This window comes from Chitinibacter sp. FCG-7, assembly GCF_040047665.1.
Lineage (GTDB): Bacteria > Pseudomonadota > Gammaproteobacteria > Burkholderiales > Chitinibacteraceae > Chitinibacter > Chitinibacter mangrovi.
In genome coordinates, this window is the sequence record NZ_CP157355.1 from 1,133,167 (window position 1) to 1,147,687 (window position 14,521).

The 14,521-nt window shown below is 54.9% G+C and carries 11 protein-coding genes and 1 pseudogene; 5 read left to right on the top strand and 7 right to left on the bottom strand.

Annotation, left to right across the window (positions count from 1 at the left end; all coding sequences use genetic code 11):
- Positions 1 to 273: 273 nt before the first annotated feature.
- Positions 274 to 2,595, top strand: a complete 2,322-nt coding sequence (gene nrdD / locus ABHF33_RS05215) for an anaerobic ribonucleoside-triphosphate reductase (protein ID WP_348945959.1) — start codon at positions 274 to 276, stop codon at positions 2,593 to 2,595.
- Positions 2,592 to 3,053 carry an anaerobic ribonucleoside-triphosphate reductase activating protein gene (nrdG, locus tag ABHF33_RS05220; RefSeq protein WP_348945960.1) on the top strand — a complete coding sequence of 154 codons (462 nt, stop codon included), beginning with the start codon at positions 2,592 to 2,594 and terminating at the stop codon, positions 3,051 to 3,053. The genes nrdD and nrdG overlap by 4 nt, the downstream gene beginning before the upstream one ends.
- A gap of 406 nt (positions 3,054 to 3,459) precedes the next feature.
- Here the strand turns inward: nrdG and ABHF33_RS16920 are convergent, their stop codons facing one another.
- From ABHF33_RS16920 to lptF, 7 genes and pseudogenes are all read right to left on the bottom strand, one after another.
- Complete coding sequence (locus ABHF33_RS16920) at positions 3,460 to 3,816, bottom strand: type IV pilin protein (RefSeq protein ID WP_432803957.1); 357 nt, start codon at positions 3,814 to 3,816, stop codon at positions 3,460 to 3,462.
- Positions 3,817 to 4,320: 504 nt separating this feature from the next.
- Positions 4,321 to 4,432, bottom strand: a pseudogene (locus ABHF33_RS16925) (prepilin-type N-terminal cleavage/methylation domain-containing protein); the annotation flags it as partial.
- Between the two features lie 314 nt (positions 4,433 to 4,746).
- Positions 4,747 to 5,493 carry a type II secretion system protein gene (locus ABHF33_RS05235; protein ID WP_348945961.1) on the bottom strand — a complete coding sequence of 249 codons (747 nt, stop codon included), beginning with the start codon at positions 5,491 to 5,493 and terminating at the stop codon, positions 4,747 to 4,749.
- Positions 5,487 to 6,905 carry a hypothetical protein gene (locus ABHF33_RS05240; RefSeq protein ID WP_348945962.1) on the bottom strand — a complete coding sequence of 473 codons (1,419 nt, stop codon included), beginning with the start codon at positions 6,903 to 6,905 and terminating at the stop codon, positions 5,487 to 5,489. The genes ABHF33_RS05235 and ABHF33_RS05240 overlap by 7 nt, the downstream gene beginning before the upstream one ends.
- Before the next feature lie 107 nt (positions 6,906 to 7,012).
- Positions 7,013 to 8,026, bottom strand: coding sequence for a UDP-glucose 4-epimerase GalE (gene galE, locus ABHF33_RS05245; protein ID WP_348946598.1), 1,014 nt, complete (start codon positions 8,024 to 8,026; stop codon positions 7,013 to 7,015).
- Positions 8,027 to 8,125: 99 nt separating this feature from the next.
- The gene (gene lptG, locus ABHF33_RS05250) at positions 8,126 to 9,199 is read right to left on the bottom strand and encodes an LPS export ABC transporter permease LptG (RefSeq protein WP_348945963.1); all 1,074 of its coding nucleotides are present in this window, start codon (positions 9,197 to 9,199) and stop codon (positions 8,126 to 8,128) included.
- A 1-nt stretch (position 9,200) separates the two neighbouring features.
- Positions 9,201 to 10,262 carry an LPS export ABC transporter permease LptF gene (gene lptF, locus ABHF33_RS05255; protein WP_348946599.1) on the bottom strand — a complete coding sequence of 354 codons (1,062 nt, stop codon included), beginning with the start codon at positions 10,260 to 10,262 and terminating at the stop codon, positions 9,201 to 9,203.
- Between the two features lie 189 nt (positions 10,263 to 10,451).
- Between lptF and ABHF33_RS05260 the strand changes: the two genes are divergently transcribed.
- From ABHF33_RS05260 to ABHF33_RS05270, 3 genes are all read left to right on the top strand, one after another.
- A complete protein-coding gene (locus tag ABHF33_RS05260; RefSeq protein WP_348945964.1) occupies positions 10,452 to 11,915 on the top strand; it encodes a leucyl aminopeptidase in 1,464 nt (487 codons plus the stop codon).
- Between the two features lie 83 nt (positions 11,916 to 11,998).
- Positions 11,999 to 12,454 (top strand): DNA polymerase III subunit chi, encoded by a 456-nt coding sequence (locus tag ABHF33_RS05265; protein ID WP_348945965.1) that lies wholly within the window; start codon positions 11,999 to 12,001, stop codon positions 12,452 to 12,454.
- The gene (locus ABHF33_RS05270; RefSeq protein ID WP_348945966.1) at positions 12,423 to 14,219 is read left to right on the top strand and encodes a hypothetical protein; all 1,797 of its coding nucleotides are present in this window, start codon (positions 12,423 to 12,425) and stop codon (positions 14,217 to 14,219) included. Before ABHF33_RS05265 ends, ABHF33_RS05270 begins: the two co-directional genes overlap by 32 nt.
- The last annotated feature ends 302 nt before the right edge of the window (positions 14,220 to 14,521 follow it).

Sequence of the window (14,521 nt, forward strand, 5' to 3'; positions counted from 1 at the left end):
ACCCCACTTGCAGATGTCAGCTTCAATCGCTGGCCGTCAGTATTTGATACTCGTCAAAAACAGCACATATAGCGAACATCAAGCTGAAAAAACACCATATATTGTGTTTACGCGTAAAGACCACCGATCAATGCCGCACCGCAGCGCCAGCTCGCTGCGCGCACACCACAAGGCAGCAGCACTGATCCGGCTCAGGTCTGACACCGCTGAAATGAGCCACTTGGGGCGAGCATACGGGCTCGCCCGCTTTTTCGCGCCACCTTGGCGCAACAGGTGCGTATTGGTCTTGGGCATCGCTGGCCGCAGCCTGATGCCGGGCACAATCTGATTACAGGAACAGCCAAGCTTATGCTGAAAGTCATCAAACGCGACGGCGCCAAAGCCGCTTACGACGGCGCCAAAATCTTTGAAGCCTGCCGCCGCGCCGCCACTGCCGCCCGCTATCCAGAGCCCGAGCTACTGGCCGCCGAGATCACCGCCTACGTCGAAGATGAATGCCGCAAGCTGACCGAGGCCGATCTATTTAGCAAAACACCGCCTCAGCTCGACATCCCCACCATTCAGCAATTGGTCGAAGACGCGCTGATGGCGCAATACCCGGAAGTGGCACGTATATATATACAGTACCGTTCAGATCGCGACCGCATCCGCGCCCAAGGCTCGGAGCTGCACGCCAAGCTGATGGGGCTGGTCAATAAAACCGATCTTGAAGCCACCACCGAAAATGCCAATAAAGACGCCAATGTCTTTCCGGTGATGCGCGACTTGATGGCTGGGATCGTCTCCAAGCAATTTGCCAGCACCTTCCTACCCAAAGATATTCTGGAAGCGCACCACAGCGGCGATATTCATTTTCACGATCTGGATTATTCACCCTTTCTGCCGTTTACCAATTGCTGCTTGGTCGATCTGCAAGGCATGTTGAAAAATGGCTTCCGCCTGGGCAATGCCAAAATTGAAAGCCCGAAATCAGTCGGCGTGGCGTGCGCGGTGACAGCGCAAATCATCGCGCAAGTCGCCAGCCATCAATACGGCGGCACGACGATTCCGAATATCGACCAAACCCTCGCTCCGTATGTACTGAAAACCTACGAGAAAAATCTGGCGATTGCCGCCGAATATCAAATCGCCGATGCCGAGCGCTACGCACGCGAGCGCACCGAAAAAGAAGCCTACGACGGCATTCAGGCCTGCGAGTATGAAATCAACACGCTATTTAGCTCCAATGGCCAGCAGCCGTTTGTGACGTTCTCTTTCGGCATGGGCACCAGCTGGGCCGAGCGGATTATCCAGCAAGCCATCTTGCGCGTGCGCATCAAAGGGCTGGGCAAAGAAGGTACGACGCCGGTTTTCCCCAAGCTGGTGTTCTTTATCGACGAGGGCATCAACCTCAAACCCACCGACCCCAATTACGACATCAAGCAACTCGCGCTCGAATGCACATCCAAGCGGATGTACCCGGATATTATTTCAGCCAAACTCAATCGCCAGATCACCGGCTCCAGCGTACCGGTCTCGCCCATGGGCTGCCGCAGCTTTCTGCCGGTGTGGCGCAATGCTCAAGGCGAGGAAGAACTCGATGGGAGGAATAATCTGGGCGTCGTCAGCCTGAACCTGCCCCGAGTTGCGATTGAAGCGCGGGGCGATCTGGGGCGCTTTGAGCAATTACTCGCCGAACGGCTGCAGCTATGTTTTCGCGCACTGTCGGTACGGATTGAGCGCCTGAAAGGCGTTAAAGCCAATGTGGCGCCCATTTTATATACCGAGGGCGCTTTCGGCATTCGCCTGCAGCCCGATGACGACATCATCAGTATTTTCAAAGATGGCCGCGCGTCGATCTCGCTCGGCTTTATCGGTCTGCACGAAGTCGGCGTGTTGATGTTTGGCGAACACCCGGCCAACAGCCAGAGTGCGCAAGCGTTTCTGCAGCACATCGTCCGCACCATGAACGAAGCCACCCAACGCTGGAAAGCCGAGACTGGCTTTGGCTATTCGCTGTACTCAACCCCCAGCGAATCACTATGCCATCGTTTCTGCAAACTCGATCAGGCCCGCTTTGGCCACCAGCCTGAAGTGAATAAATTATGTGCCAAAGGCTATTACACCAATTCTTTCCATCTGGACGTTGCGCACAAGGTCAATCCATTTGAAAAAATCGACTTTGAAGCGGGCTACGCCGAACTCGCCAGCGGCGGACACATTACCTACGTTGAATTGCCCAATATGAAGCACAATCTGCTGGCACTGGAACGCATCTGGGACTACGCCATCACCAAGGTGCCGTATTTTGGCAGTAACACCCCAGTCGATGCCTGCGGAAAATGCGGATTTATGGGCGAAACATTAGCTACGGCGCATGGTTTTACCTGCCCGGAATGCGGCAACCACGACAGTGCGACACTTTCCGTCACCCGCCGCGTCTGCGGCTATCTGGGCAGCCCCAACGCCCGCCCATTCAATGCGGGCAAACAAAAAGAAGTCATGCGCCGCGTAAAACACCACGCCCAAGCCCAATACACCAACGGGTATAGCCCTGAAGCTAATATTAATCAAAAGCTACAGAGCAATACCCAAGCAGCATCATTAGCACAATGAACTACGACCGCTACTACACTCACGATCTAGTCAACGGCCCCGGCATCCGCGTGACGCTCTTTGTCACCGGCTGCACCCACGCCTGCCCCGGCTGCTACAACCAATCAACATGGGATAGAAAATCGGGCTTACCTTTTACGGCACAAGTACAGCAAGAACTACTAGCCGCCTGCGAAGGCCACGACGGCCTGAGCCTATCCGGAGGTGATCCACTTCACACCGCCAACCGCGAAGCGATCCTCGAACTCTGCAAAGCCTTCAAAACCCGCTACCCGGACAAGAATATCTGGGTGTGGACGGGGTATTTGTATGAAGAAGTACGCGAGTTGCCCGTGTTTGACTATGTGGATGTGGTGATCGATGGCAAATACGAAAAAGAAAACCCCAGCACACTGCCGTGGCGGGGGTCGGGGAATCAGCGCCTGATCAATACAGGTCAGCCCTCCTCGGTGCGTTAAAATAACCACAACCGTAGATAACACTATGCAAACTATCGCGGCCAAAGCCCCAGACTGCTGACAGTATATCGTTTTTGAAGCGGGGAATGTGTTGAATTGAACGGTGCGCTAAACTCAATCTTAGCCATAACTTATTAACAGTTGCGAGTTCGGAGAGTGATCAGCAGTCTGCAGCACATGATTTACACCCCCAAACGGCACAGGCCCCGTGAACCGTGAACAGCGAAAAAAAGGCCATAGGGTACAAAATCCGACAGGGAATAACGCATTAACATAAGGCTTGAATTAACAATGGGATTTATCAGCGGGGCAGTCTGAGTGTGCAAATCAAGATTTGCACACCCTAACACAGCTGACCGAGATGGCTTAGTTTTTTTTCGAGGCACCCAATAGATCAATTTGAATATTAAGGATCAATTGCACAGCTACCACTTTGGGTTTGGCAGGTAATTGTTTTAACTCCAGGAACATTGGGGGTTAAAGTAAAGCTTGCAGCAATGCCAACATAGGTATTGGGAACTGTCCCCGTGCATGATTTAAGAGTCAAAGTCGGCATTAAACCATCATCCGAATTAGTTACAGCAGTAGCAATAAAATTAGCAACACCTTTTGCCTCAGCCAAACAAGCTCGCTCCGCAGCTGTTTGCGTATAACTTTGATATTGAGGAAGCGCAATGGCAGCCAAAATACCAATGATAGCCACTACAATCATCAGCTCAATTAAGGTAAAACCCCGTTCGGAATTATGTGTAACTTGACTCATGTCATATCTCCAATCCGACTCTAACTTGCTTTAAACGAAGCAATACCCATGCCAATGCAAAGAAATAAGTAGGCCTGCTAATAAACTTAGTTGGAATGATGAGATGCTAAATCTTTGCTTTACATAGAGTCAGAATCAACAGCATTCAAACTATCTGTGGCGGGCGTACTTAAAATCTTGTGGAAAATCTAGTTTTTACCAATGTAAAAAAAGCCGAGACTAGTCTCGGCTTTTTATATTTAATACTTGTCACTATTTATGGAGCAGCAACACAATTACCTGTCGCAATTGTACAAGTTACTGTGTTTGTACCTTTGGTAGAGTTTGCAGTCCAAGTAGTACCAGCGGCAGCTGTAGCGTAATCAGCAGGTACTCCAAATGATCCATCACATGCTTTGCCGGTAGGAACTGGGTTTGGATACAACGCTTCGTTAGCAGCAGAAACTGCAGTGGTCACCAGATTTGATGCTGCTTTAGCTTCAGCCAAACAAGCGTTATCCGCAGAACGTTCTGTGTACTGTTTATACTGAGGCAAAGCAATTGCAGCCAAAATACCGATAATCGCGACAACGATCATCAACTCGATCAGCGTAAAACCTTGTTGAGCACGTTTCATAGTTTGAGTCATTTTGCTTCTCCTTGGGTTTGGATTGAGCAGGCTTATCGCCTTGCTTGGGCTTAGTATAAGCATAGGGTGTGCCAACTTTGTTTTTCTATGCCTTGCAGGCCATTTTTGGTGTGATCCTGCTTACATAAATAAGGCAAGATCGCTGCCGATGCGCCGTATTGCTTGTCAAATCGGGCGATCTGCAGCCGTGCTTTGTAATTGTTTCCCCGTACACGTTTCCACGTCTTGATACATCAATACCGGGCGAGTGACATTTATCGTCACTACATTGCCCTTATCAGGAACTGCTAATCCACGGACATTCAAGGCAGTGCCCGGCTTTGGGTCATCTGATATAAAAACTGGCTACTAGGCAGCCACAGCACCATATCGTCCAGCTCGGCATCCGGGGTGTCGGCTCGGTAATTAGCGTCGGCATTGCGGTTGTCATTTTCATCGCTCGTGCCTAGCGCGCCCAATTCGCCTTCGGAATAAATTACCGCGACGGCGTTGCTAACGAGGATGCGGGATGTGGCTGCAGCGCCATTGCGGCGGGTGGCGGAGCGCAGGGTGAGTAGGTTGCTGGCGCTTTGCAGTGTGAAACAGGGTTTGTTGGTGGGTAGACCACAGGCAGTGCCAGCGGTGGGGTTGGATCCAGCAAAATCACCTGCGTAGCTGGCCGTACCTCCGCCTGGATTGGTGGCCACTGCATATTTAAGCCGTCGGCCCCACGCATCAAGCTCGGGCAGGCCCAACTCACGCCACGGCAAATCGCCGTAGCTGCGAACACAGCGATAGGCGTTGGCATTTCCTGCGTCCTGCCGCTCTTGCATGCCCGCGGTGGCCTCAGTATTGGCCAGAGCCGGGTCTGCGGGGCATGGCAAGTGATGGTTGGCCAGCGCAAAGCCAAATAGGGCTTCGTTGGCGCGCTCGAGCATCAGCTTGCTTTCCCGATGGCGCTGGGCGGCCATTTGCCCGCTAAATGCGCCAAGACCGCTGGCCAGCATAATGCCGATAATCAGCAACACCACGGCCAGCTCCAGCAATGAAAACCCGCTCTGCTTTAACATAGTCTTGTCCTTTCGCTGCATACGCCCTGCCGACACACCAGCATCAGATCATTGCTGGTACACGCAGGAGTGACAAACTCACGCGCTTGCGGCTGCAGCCATTTATCCTGATGCGCCGCATCGTCCAGATACAGCGCCAGATCAAGGCTGGCATTGGCCGCCAGCTGGGTATTATCGGCTCTGGCACTCTGGCTGGCGCCGGGCAGAATCAGCAGTGCGTCAATATCCGGCTCAGCCACACCATCCAGAACAAAATCGGCCGTGCAGTGGATACCCTGTTTCACCGCGTAAAACACCGCCCGATGCCAGATATTCTGCCGAAACCACACCGGCAGCCGATTGATCGCCGGGGTAGCGAAGCGCCCCTGCCCTGTCCAGTCGTTCGCCGCTCGCGGCAAAATGCCTGCGCATAAATCGGCCTGGCTGCGGCATCCGGTATTGGCCGCGTAGACCACATTATCGCGGCAAGTTGCATCGCCCAGCATATTGGCGGGATAGGGATAAGCTTCGGGAATGGCAGTTGGTACAGGTGGAGGAGTCGGAGCCGCACTCGGTACAGGGCTCGCAGAAGGGGCTGGTGGGTTGGCGATTTGAAACGCTTCCCAGTAGCTTTGCAACTGGCTGGCAATCGCCACACCCAAGCGTGGCTGCGCCAGTTCGATCAGCTCCCGGTCACGAATAAATAGCAATTGGTCGTTAAAGTCACTGGCCAATGCCGCAGTAATATACGGCCCGCCCACCTGCGCATTATTATAAATACCTGCCGCATCCAGAAATTGCGCAGCCTGATACGGAGCCAATCTGTTCTGCCCGGCCAATGCCGGGCCAGGGGCAAAGAGGATGGCCGCCGCCCCATCGCCCGTGGCGGTTAGCTCGACACCATTCTGAAAAACCCGCAAGCTGGCCTGGCTATCCAGATTGATTTTGCGCGCCTCGGTATCTTGCGTGCGCACCACAAAGCCCCGATCCACGCTGTACCACAGTGGCTCGCCATAGGCGTCGAGCAATTTGGGAATGCCCAGCGTTTTCCACGGCAGCCAGCCCTGGCGCGAAGCCGGATTGGCCGCGCTATTACAACTGGTGATCGACGTGCCAATGCTGTTGATGGCGCTTTCATTGGGGTTGGCCGGGCAAGGCAGCTCAAGCGGCGAGCAGGCACGGCCATTCGGGGACGAGGTGGGTGAGCAATGGCCGAGCCCGGCGGTGCCATCGCGGCTTAAAGACCAAGCCAGCAAGGCCTGCCGTGCTTGCGCCAGAATTCGAGCATTATGCTCGCGGCGCAGTAATTCGGCATCACGGCCACGCAGCGCCGACAAGGCAAACGTCGAACACGCCAGCACCAGCAACATCAGCAGTAGTAATAAAGCCGCCCCCTGCTGAGCCAAACGCCGTGCCGCGCAATTACCCACCATCAGTATTGCCCTCCAAGTCATTTAAATCATAACTTGCAGGGCAATACCCTTATAGACCGAACCTGCACATTATGTGTTTACAGATATAGTCAGAAAAAGAATAAGTCTCAAGCACCGTAGCCATTCGGGTTAGCGTTTTGCCAGCGCCAGCTGTCATTGCACATATCCTGCAAGGTCTTTTCGGCGCGCCAGCCCAGTTGCTCGAAAGCGGCTTGCGGGTCGGCGTAGCAGGCGGCAATATCACCAGCGCGGCGGGCGACGATCTCATACGGCACAGCACGATTGGACGCCACTTCAAACGCTTTGACCATATCCAGCACTGAATAGCCGATGCCCGTACCGAGGTTGACAGTGACATTGCCCGGCTTGGTTTGCAGCTTTTGCAGCGCCTTAACGTGCCCCAAGGCCAGATCGACGACGTGAATATAATCGCGCACGCCGGTACCATCGGGCGTTGCATAATCGCCGCCAAACACCGACAATTTTTCGCGTTTGCCAACGGCTACTTGCGTGACAAACGGCATCAGATTATTCGGAATACCCTGCGGGTCTTCACCGATCAGGCCGCTTTCATGCGCGCCAACCGGGTTGAAGTAGCGCAGCAAGGCGATATTCCAGCACGGATCGGCCACGCGCAAATCGCGTAGCATGTCTTCGATCATCAGTTTGCTACGGCCATAGGGATTGGTTGCCGAGAGCGGGAAATGCTCCAGAATCGGCACCGCATGTGGGTCGCCATACACCGTGGCGCTGGACGAGAACACCAGGTTTTTAACGCCAGCGGCCTTCATTGCGTCCAGCAGACGCAGCGTGCCGACGACATTGTTATCGTAATACTCCAGCGGCTTGGCGACCGATTCACCCACCGCTTTCCAGCCGGCAAAATGCACCACCGCACTAAACGGATACTGGGCAAAAGCGGCATCCATCGCGGCACGATCACGGATATCGCCTTCAATGCACAGCACATCGCGCCCGGTGATTGTTTTCAGGCGGTTCAGCACTTCGGGTTTTGAATTGTAAAAATTGTCAAAAATGACCGGCGTGAAGCCCGCTGCGAGCAATTCTATATAGGTATGTGATCCAATATAACCTGCACCGCCAGTTAGCAAGACATACATAGCAAGGGTATCCATTCAACTCAAAGAATATACAAAGCGCTAGGGGCTAGTGCGGCGTAATTGATCAGTGCTCGACCAGCAACAGCGCGTGAACTACGCTCAACCTTTTTCCTGCCGCCACAAAAAGTAAATCGCCAGCAATGACAAGCCCAGCGTTGGCAAGGCCGCAGCCAGCAAAGGCGGCAGCTGATAAAGCTCGCCAATGTGGCTCATCATCTGGTTGACAAAATTAAACGAAACTCCCAGCAAAATGCCGAGGAAGATTTTCATGCCGACATTGCCGCTGCGGCGCTGGCTTAAGGCAAACGGCAAGGCGATCAGCATCATGGCCAGACAGGCAAAGGGATAGAAAATCTTGGCCCACAGCGCCAGCTCATAGCGCGCCGTACTTTGTTTATTGTCTTTCAGATGCTCAACATACTGCTGCAAAGCCTGCACTGACATATCTTTGGGCTTGATCATCAGAACGGCCAGCATCTTCGGGTCCACCTGCGTAGCCCACGGCATGCTGCCTGCGCGCGTCACCGACACCGAATCGGCCAGAAAACGCGTTTGCGTCACGTCTTCGAGCTGCCACATCCCATTACCCTGATAGCGGCCACCTTGCGCATCGATGATTTTCAACAACTTATGCTGATTATCATGCACATAAATCCGCAAGGCCTGCAGGCTTAAATCGGACTGCATGGCGGAGACATTGATAATTTCCTGATTATTTTTCAGCCATACGCCGGAGCGAAAGCGCCCGAATAGCACCGACTCTTTGGCCGCCACCTGATAGCGCGTGGCCGCATCATTGCTTAAAGGCGCGATATATTCGCCAATGGCAAAGGTCAGGCCGCCAAACAGCAAGCCAGCAGCCAGCAGCCAGCGGCAAATGCGCAGAATGGACACCCCAGCGGCGCGCATCACGGTGATTTGCGAGCTATCGGCCAGGCTGGACAAGGCAAAAATACCGCCAATCAGCAAGGACACCGGCAGCAATTCATAGGCGCGGGCCGGGGAGCTGAGCAAGACATACACCAGCGCATGCCCGAACTGATAGCTGCCTTTGCCCACATCGCGCAGCTCGCCGATCAGGTCAAAAAAGACAAACAAGCCAAACAGCACCAGCAAGGCCAGCAGCACATGCCAGGCGATGGTGGAAACGACGTAACGGCCCATGCGATTCATGTTAAGCCCTCACCTTGCTGCGCCAGCGGTAAAGCAGCAGCGTCAACAGCGCCGCCAACACATGCAGCGGCCACATGCCGATCAAACCGGGAATTTTTTCGGTGGCAATCCATGCTTGCAGCACGTTAATCGCGTTGTAATAAGAGAAAGCCAGCAAAGCGGCAAACAGCAGGTTGAAAGAGCGCCCACCGCGCGGGTTGGCAAAGGCCAGCGGGATGGCAGCCAGCATCAGAATCAGCGCCTGAATCGGCAAAGCCATGCGCCAATGCAGCTCGGCCCAGGCTTGCGGACTTAAGTGTTTCAGCAACTGGAGCGTTTTCATGGCCTCGATGGCCGGGCTGACCAGCGGTTTGCTGGGCACATCAATGCGGATTTTGCCCGTTTCAAAGGTCAGAATATCGTACTGCGGACTACCCGGAATGGCCTGATACGCGGTGGCATTTTTCAGCCACATCCAGCGGTCGCCCTGCTCATCAATCTCCATCCCGCCCTGATCGGCCAGAATGGTCGAGATCTTGCCGTTCTGGCGAATCTGCAAAAAAACATTCTCGCCCAGCCCGCGCTCAGCCGAAAAATTCTCAATGAAATACACCCGGTCAGCGCCGCGCGACTCGCGAAAAACACCAGGAGCAACCTGGGTGACTTCCTGATTGCTCAGGCTGGCTTCGCGATATTCCTTGCCTTTGAGCTGTGCCCACGGAGACACGCCCAGCGATAGCGCGCCAATCAGCAATACCACAGGCAGACCCATCGTCAGTACCGGGCCAATAAAGTCATAAATCGAGCGCCCGGCCGAAAACCAGACAAACATTTCGTGATCTTTCCATAGCCGGGTAATCACCGACAAAATGGTAATAAACAGCATTAGCGAAAACAGCAGCGGCAGATAGCGCACGGCGGTAAAGCCCATCACGGCCCAGACAGCCGAGCTGGCCAGCGCCCCTAGCGCAGCTTCGCCGAGCAGGCGCACTACTTGCGAGGTCATGACGATCAGCAATAACACAATGAACAGGCCAAAGGCCATCCAGGTCATTTCATGAATCAGGGTTTTGCGAAAAAGCATTGCCAAATAGGAATCCAAAAATTTGCACGCAAGGCGGGCAATGAATATAAGCACGCCACAGACAGCTCATACAGTGCGCGGCCAGCGAGTTGCCGGTTTTTGCCTGGCCAGCTGAGATTTGTCTTTTGACTTGGGCGAAGTGTAAGTGAATAATCGATTCATTCTTAGAAAATGAGCCCGGAGCGCCCCATGGAATTTACCATAGTTTCACCCTCACCCGAGTCTGCCGACTGCCTGGTTCTGCCTGTTTGCGGTGAAAAACTGCCCGCGCAAGGCAAAGAGCTCGATACCATGGCTGGCGGCATTTTAAGCCAGGCGATCAAAGATGGCGAATTGGCAGCCAAAGCAGCGTCGGTTCTGGCACTGGGATTGCCTGCGGGTTTGGGCTTTAAGCGCGTTATTCTGGTGCAACTGGGCAAAGAGCCCAATGAGAAAATCGTTCGCGACAGCGTCCGTGCGCTGGCCAAAGCACTGATTGCCAGCCAGAACCAGACCGCGTGTATTGCACTCTCGGCAGCAGGCTACAAAAAACAGGATCAAAAAGCCACAGCGCAGGAAATCGTCAACGCGCTGATGCTCGAAGTTTATCGTTTTGATCAATTCAAGTCGGATGCGGCGCCTGCGCCCAAACTCGAACTCGTCAGCCTGCTTGCGCCGAAAAAAGGCGATATCGACGAGATCGAAGCGGGTCTGGTTTACGGCCTGGCGCTCGGTCACGGCATGAATCTGACGCGCGATCTGGGCAATTTGCCACCTAACGTCTGCACGCCGGATTATCTGGCAGCGACCGCACAGCATCTGGCGCACACCTACGACTTCTCCTGCCATGTATTGGAGCAGGAAGAACTCGAAACGCTGAAAATGGGCTCGTTCCTCTCGGTCGCCAAAGGCTCGATTGTGCCACCCAAATTTATCGTGATGGAATATCACAACGCCGATAAAAAACAGAAACCCGTCGCGCTGGTCGGCAAGGGCATCACCTTTGATTCAGGCGGTATTTCACTCAAGCCCGGCGAAGGCATGGACGAGATGAAATACGATATGTGCGGTGCCGCCACCGTGCTGGGCGTATTCCGCGCCGTGGCCGAGCTGGATCTGAAAATCAATCTGGTCGGCATCATTCCTGCCTGCGAAAACATGCCTGCTGGTAACGCAGTAAAACCCGGCGATATCGTCACTAGCATGAGCGGCCAGACGATTGAGATTTTGAACACCGACGCCGAAGGCCGCCTGATTTTGTGCGATGCGCTGACCTATGTGCAGCGCTTTGAGCCTGCTGTGATTATCGACATCGCCACGCTGACCGGCGCGTGCATTATTGCACTCGGCCACACCACCACCGGTCTGTTTGCCAATGATGACGAACTGGCTGATGCGCTGCTCGCGGCATCAAAAGAAGCGGATGACAAAGCATGGCGCATGCCGCTGTTTGATGAATACCAAGAGCAGCTTAAATCCAATTTTGCCGATATGGCCAATATTGGCGGTCGTCCGGCTGGCTCGATCACGGCGGCGGCGTTTTTGTCGCGCTTTGTCAAAGAGCAAAAATGGGCGCACTTGGATATTGCTGGCACGGCATGGAAATCGGGTGCGGCCAAAGGCGCAACAGGCCGCCCGGTTCCGCTTCTCTTGCAATACCTCGCAACACTGTAAGGAGTTAGGTGTAAGGAGTGAAGAGTGAGGTGTAAAGGCTGTTTCGCCTTACCCCTTACCCCACACCTTGCCCCTTACATCGCATGACTGACATCACGTTTTATTTTAATGTGCGTTCCCGCGAAACGGCGCTGTGCCAGCTTGCGGGCAAGGCACTCGCGGCGGGCAAATCGATCTGCATCCTGACCGGCTCGCCCGCCGCGTCGCAAGTGCTTGATCGCCTGCTGTGGGAAATCCCGGCCATCGGTTTTTTGCCGCATTGCAGTTTTGACGCAGCCATCGCCGAGCAAACGCCGATTATTCTTGACCATCGCGTCGAGCTGATGCGCGCGCGCGATGTACTATTCAACTGGACTGACCACGTTGCGCCGCGCTTTGGCGAATTTGGTCGCCTGATTGAAATTGTGGATAGCGACGAAACACTTCGTCTTGCGGCCCGCCAGCGCTGGGCCGCCTATAAACAGCAGGGCTTTAGCCCAAGCGCGACAGATATGACATCCCCAAGCGATGCCACAGCCAACCCATCCAGGAGCGATTGAAATCGTGGCCGACCAGAAGCAAACTCCGAATAACGACTCGGTAAATCCGCTATTCAATAAAATGGACGCGCTGATGGCCCGCCACCGCAATGGCCCGGCTGCCAGCCTGGACGATATTCCGGTGCTGACCGAAGTGGCACCCAAAACCATACCCAGCCTGTTTGATGTGGTCGATGACATTCCATCGCTGACCGACGTGGTTGAGCCCAATCTGGCTGACAAAATTGCCAGTTTGGAGCTGGAATGGGGGATTGACCATCAGGATGGCGACATTGCGCAGCTGGAAGCAGAGCCAGCCGCCGTCAGCCGCAAACCACAAGCCCTGATGATTGACCCGCTGCCGTTTCAAGCCGCACCAGCCAAGAGCCGGGACGAAACGCCAACCGTCCAGCCAGCCGTGGCACCACAGCCCGCAGCCATTCCGCTACTACCCGGCGCGGCAAAGCCCCCCCAGAGCGGCGCCAAACCAAAACCCGAGCCCGTCTTTCTTGATCTACCCATGCTTGACCTTGAAGCACTCAAGCAAGAGCACAACCCTGACCTGATTGAGTTACCCACGCTACCGAGCACGACGCGGCGCGATCTGGTTAGCAGCAGCGAACACCAGTTTCTGGCCAGCGATCTGGTGCTGCCGCTGGAGCTCTTGCCCGAAGCAACACCAGCCGACACCGACTTCACGCAGGCACTGGCTGAAGCCAGCCTAGCTGCAGCGGAAGTACCACATCTGGATCTGGACGCCATCCTCAGCCTCAATAGCACCGAGCAGGTCGAGCCCACCGAATCGATCGCCGAGCCAGACAGTACCCCAGCATCTGCGGCTATTGCCGACAGCAGCGCGGACGAAGCCTCAGGCACCCCGGAGCCCAGCGATGCAGAGCCGGTGGCTGAGCAAGCCGCGCCAGCTCAAGCACTCGCACTCCCCGATCCAGAAGATGCGGCACCAGAAGACGCAGACCAACATGACGCGGGCAATTTTGCCGCCGTCGTAGCCGAGTCTACGCTTGGAACACCAGCACCCAACGCCGAACCCGCCCGCCTTGAGGCCGACCACATCGAAGCAAACCTGCAAGCTAGACTGGACGAACAGGTTGATGAAAACCCGGCGAGCAACCCGGAAGACGAAGAGCTGCAGTATATTGATCTGCACCTGAGCGACGATGACGATGCGCCGGAAGCAGATCTCTTCGATGCGCCAGCTTTGCGCGTCGGCGAGCCGCAAGACCTGCAAAGCACGCCCTACCCAGCGCGGCGTCACAGCGATGAGCCCACCACGGACGAGCTGATTGTGTATGGTCGACACGATGAATCGCTGCCGATCGTAATTGATCTGGACGCCGACGAAGCCGAATGGCAAACCGTTACCGATGAGATTGTCCTTCCCGCCGCCCTGACGGACAGCGCGGTTCCACCGGAGGAATGGCCGGATACCGTACCAGCCCAAGCCGACACCGATACTGATACTGATACTGAAGCGGGTATAGCCGCAGAGGTGATGAATGATGAGCCCCAGGAAGCAATACCCCAGGAGCTGGATCAGAATGCCGTCGCCGAAATCACCGCCATCGTTGGCGCCCAATTGGCAATCGATATTGCCAGCGAAGTTGAGCAGCTCACAAAGCAGCATTTCAGCGCGCTGATGAACCAGCTCTATGGCGAAACGCTGCGCAAGCTCACCGAAGAAATCAGCCGCGATCTTGAAGCGCATCTCGCACCGCGCATTGCGGAGCTGGTTGAAGCCGAATTGCGCAGCAAAGGGTTACTCTAGCGAAAGAAGCCGCGTGAGGCCTGCCGAGAAAGTCGCGTGAGACGTGAGGCGTGAGGCGTGAGGCGTGAGGCGTGAGGCGTGAGGCGTGAGGCGTGAGGCGTGAGGCGTGAGGCGTGAGGCGTGAGGCGTGAGGCGTGAGGCGTGAGGCGTGAGGCGTGAGGCGTGAGGCGTGAGGCGTTCAGATTGTAAAAACCACAGGGTATTGCCCTGCAAGACTTATTCTATAAAAGCTGTATCAATATACCTCCCAACTCCATTTAGAAAATACACCTCACACCTCACACCTTACTCCTCACTCGCTC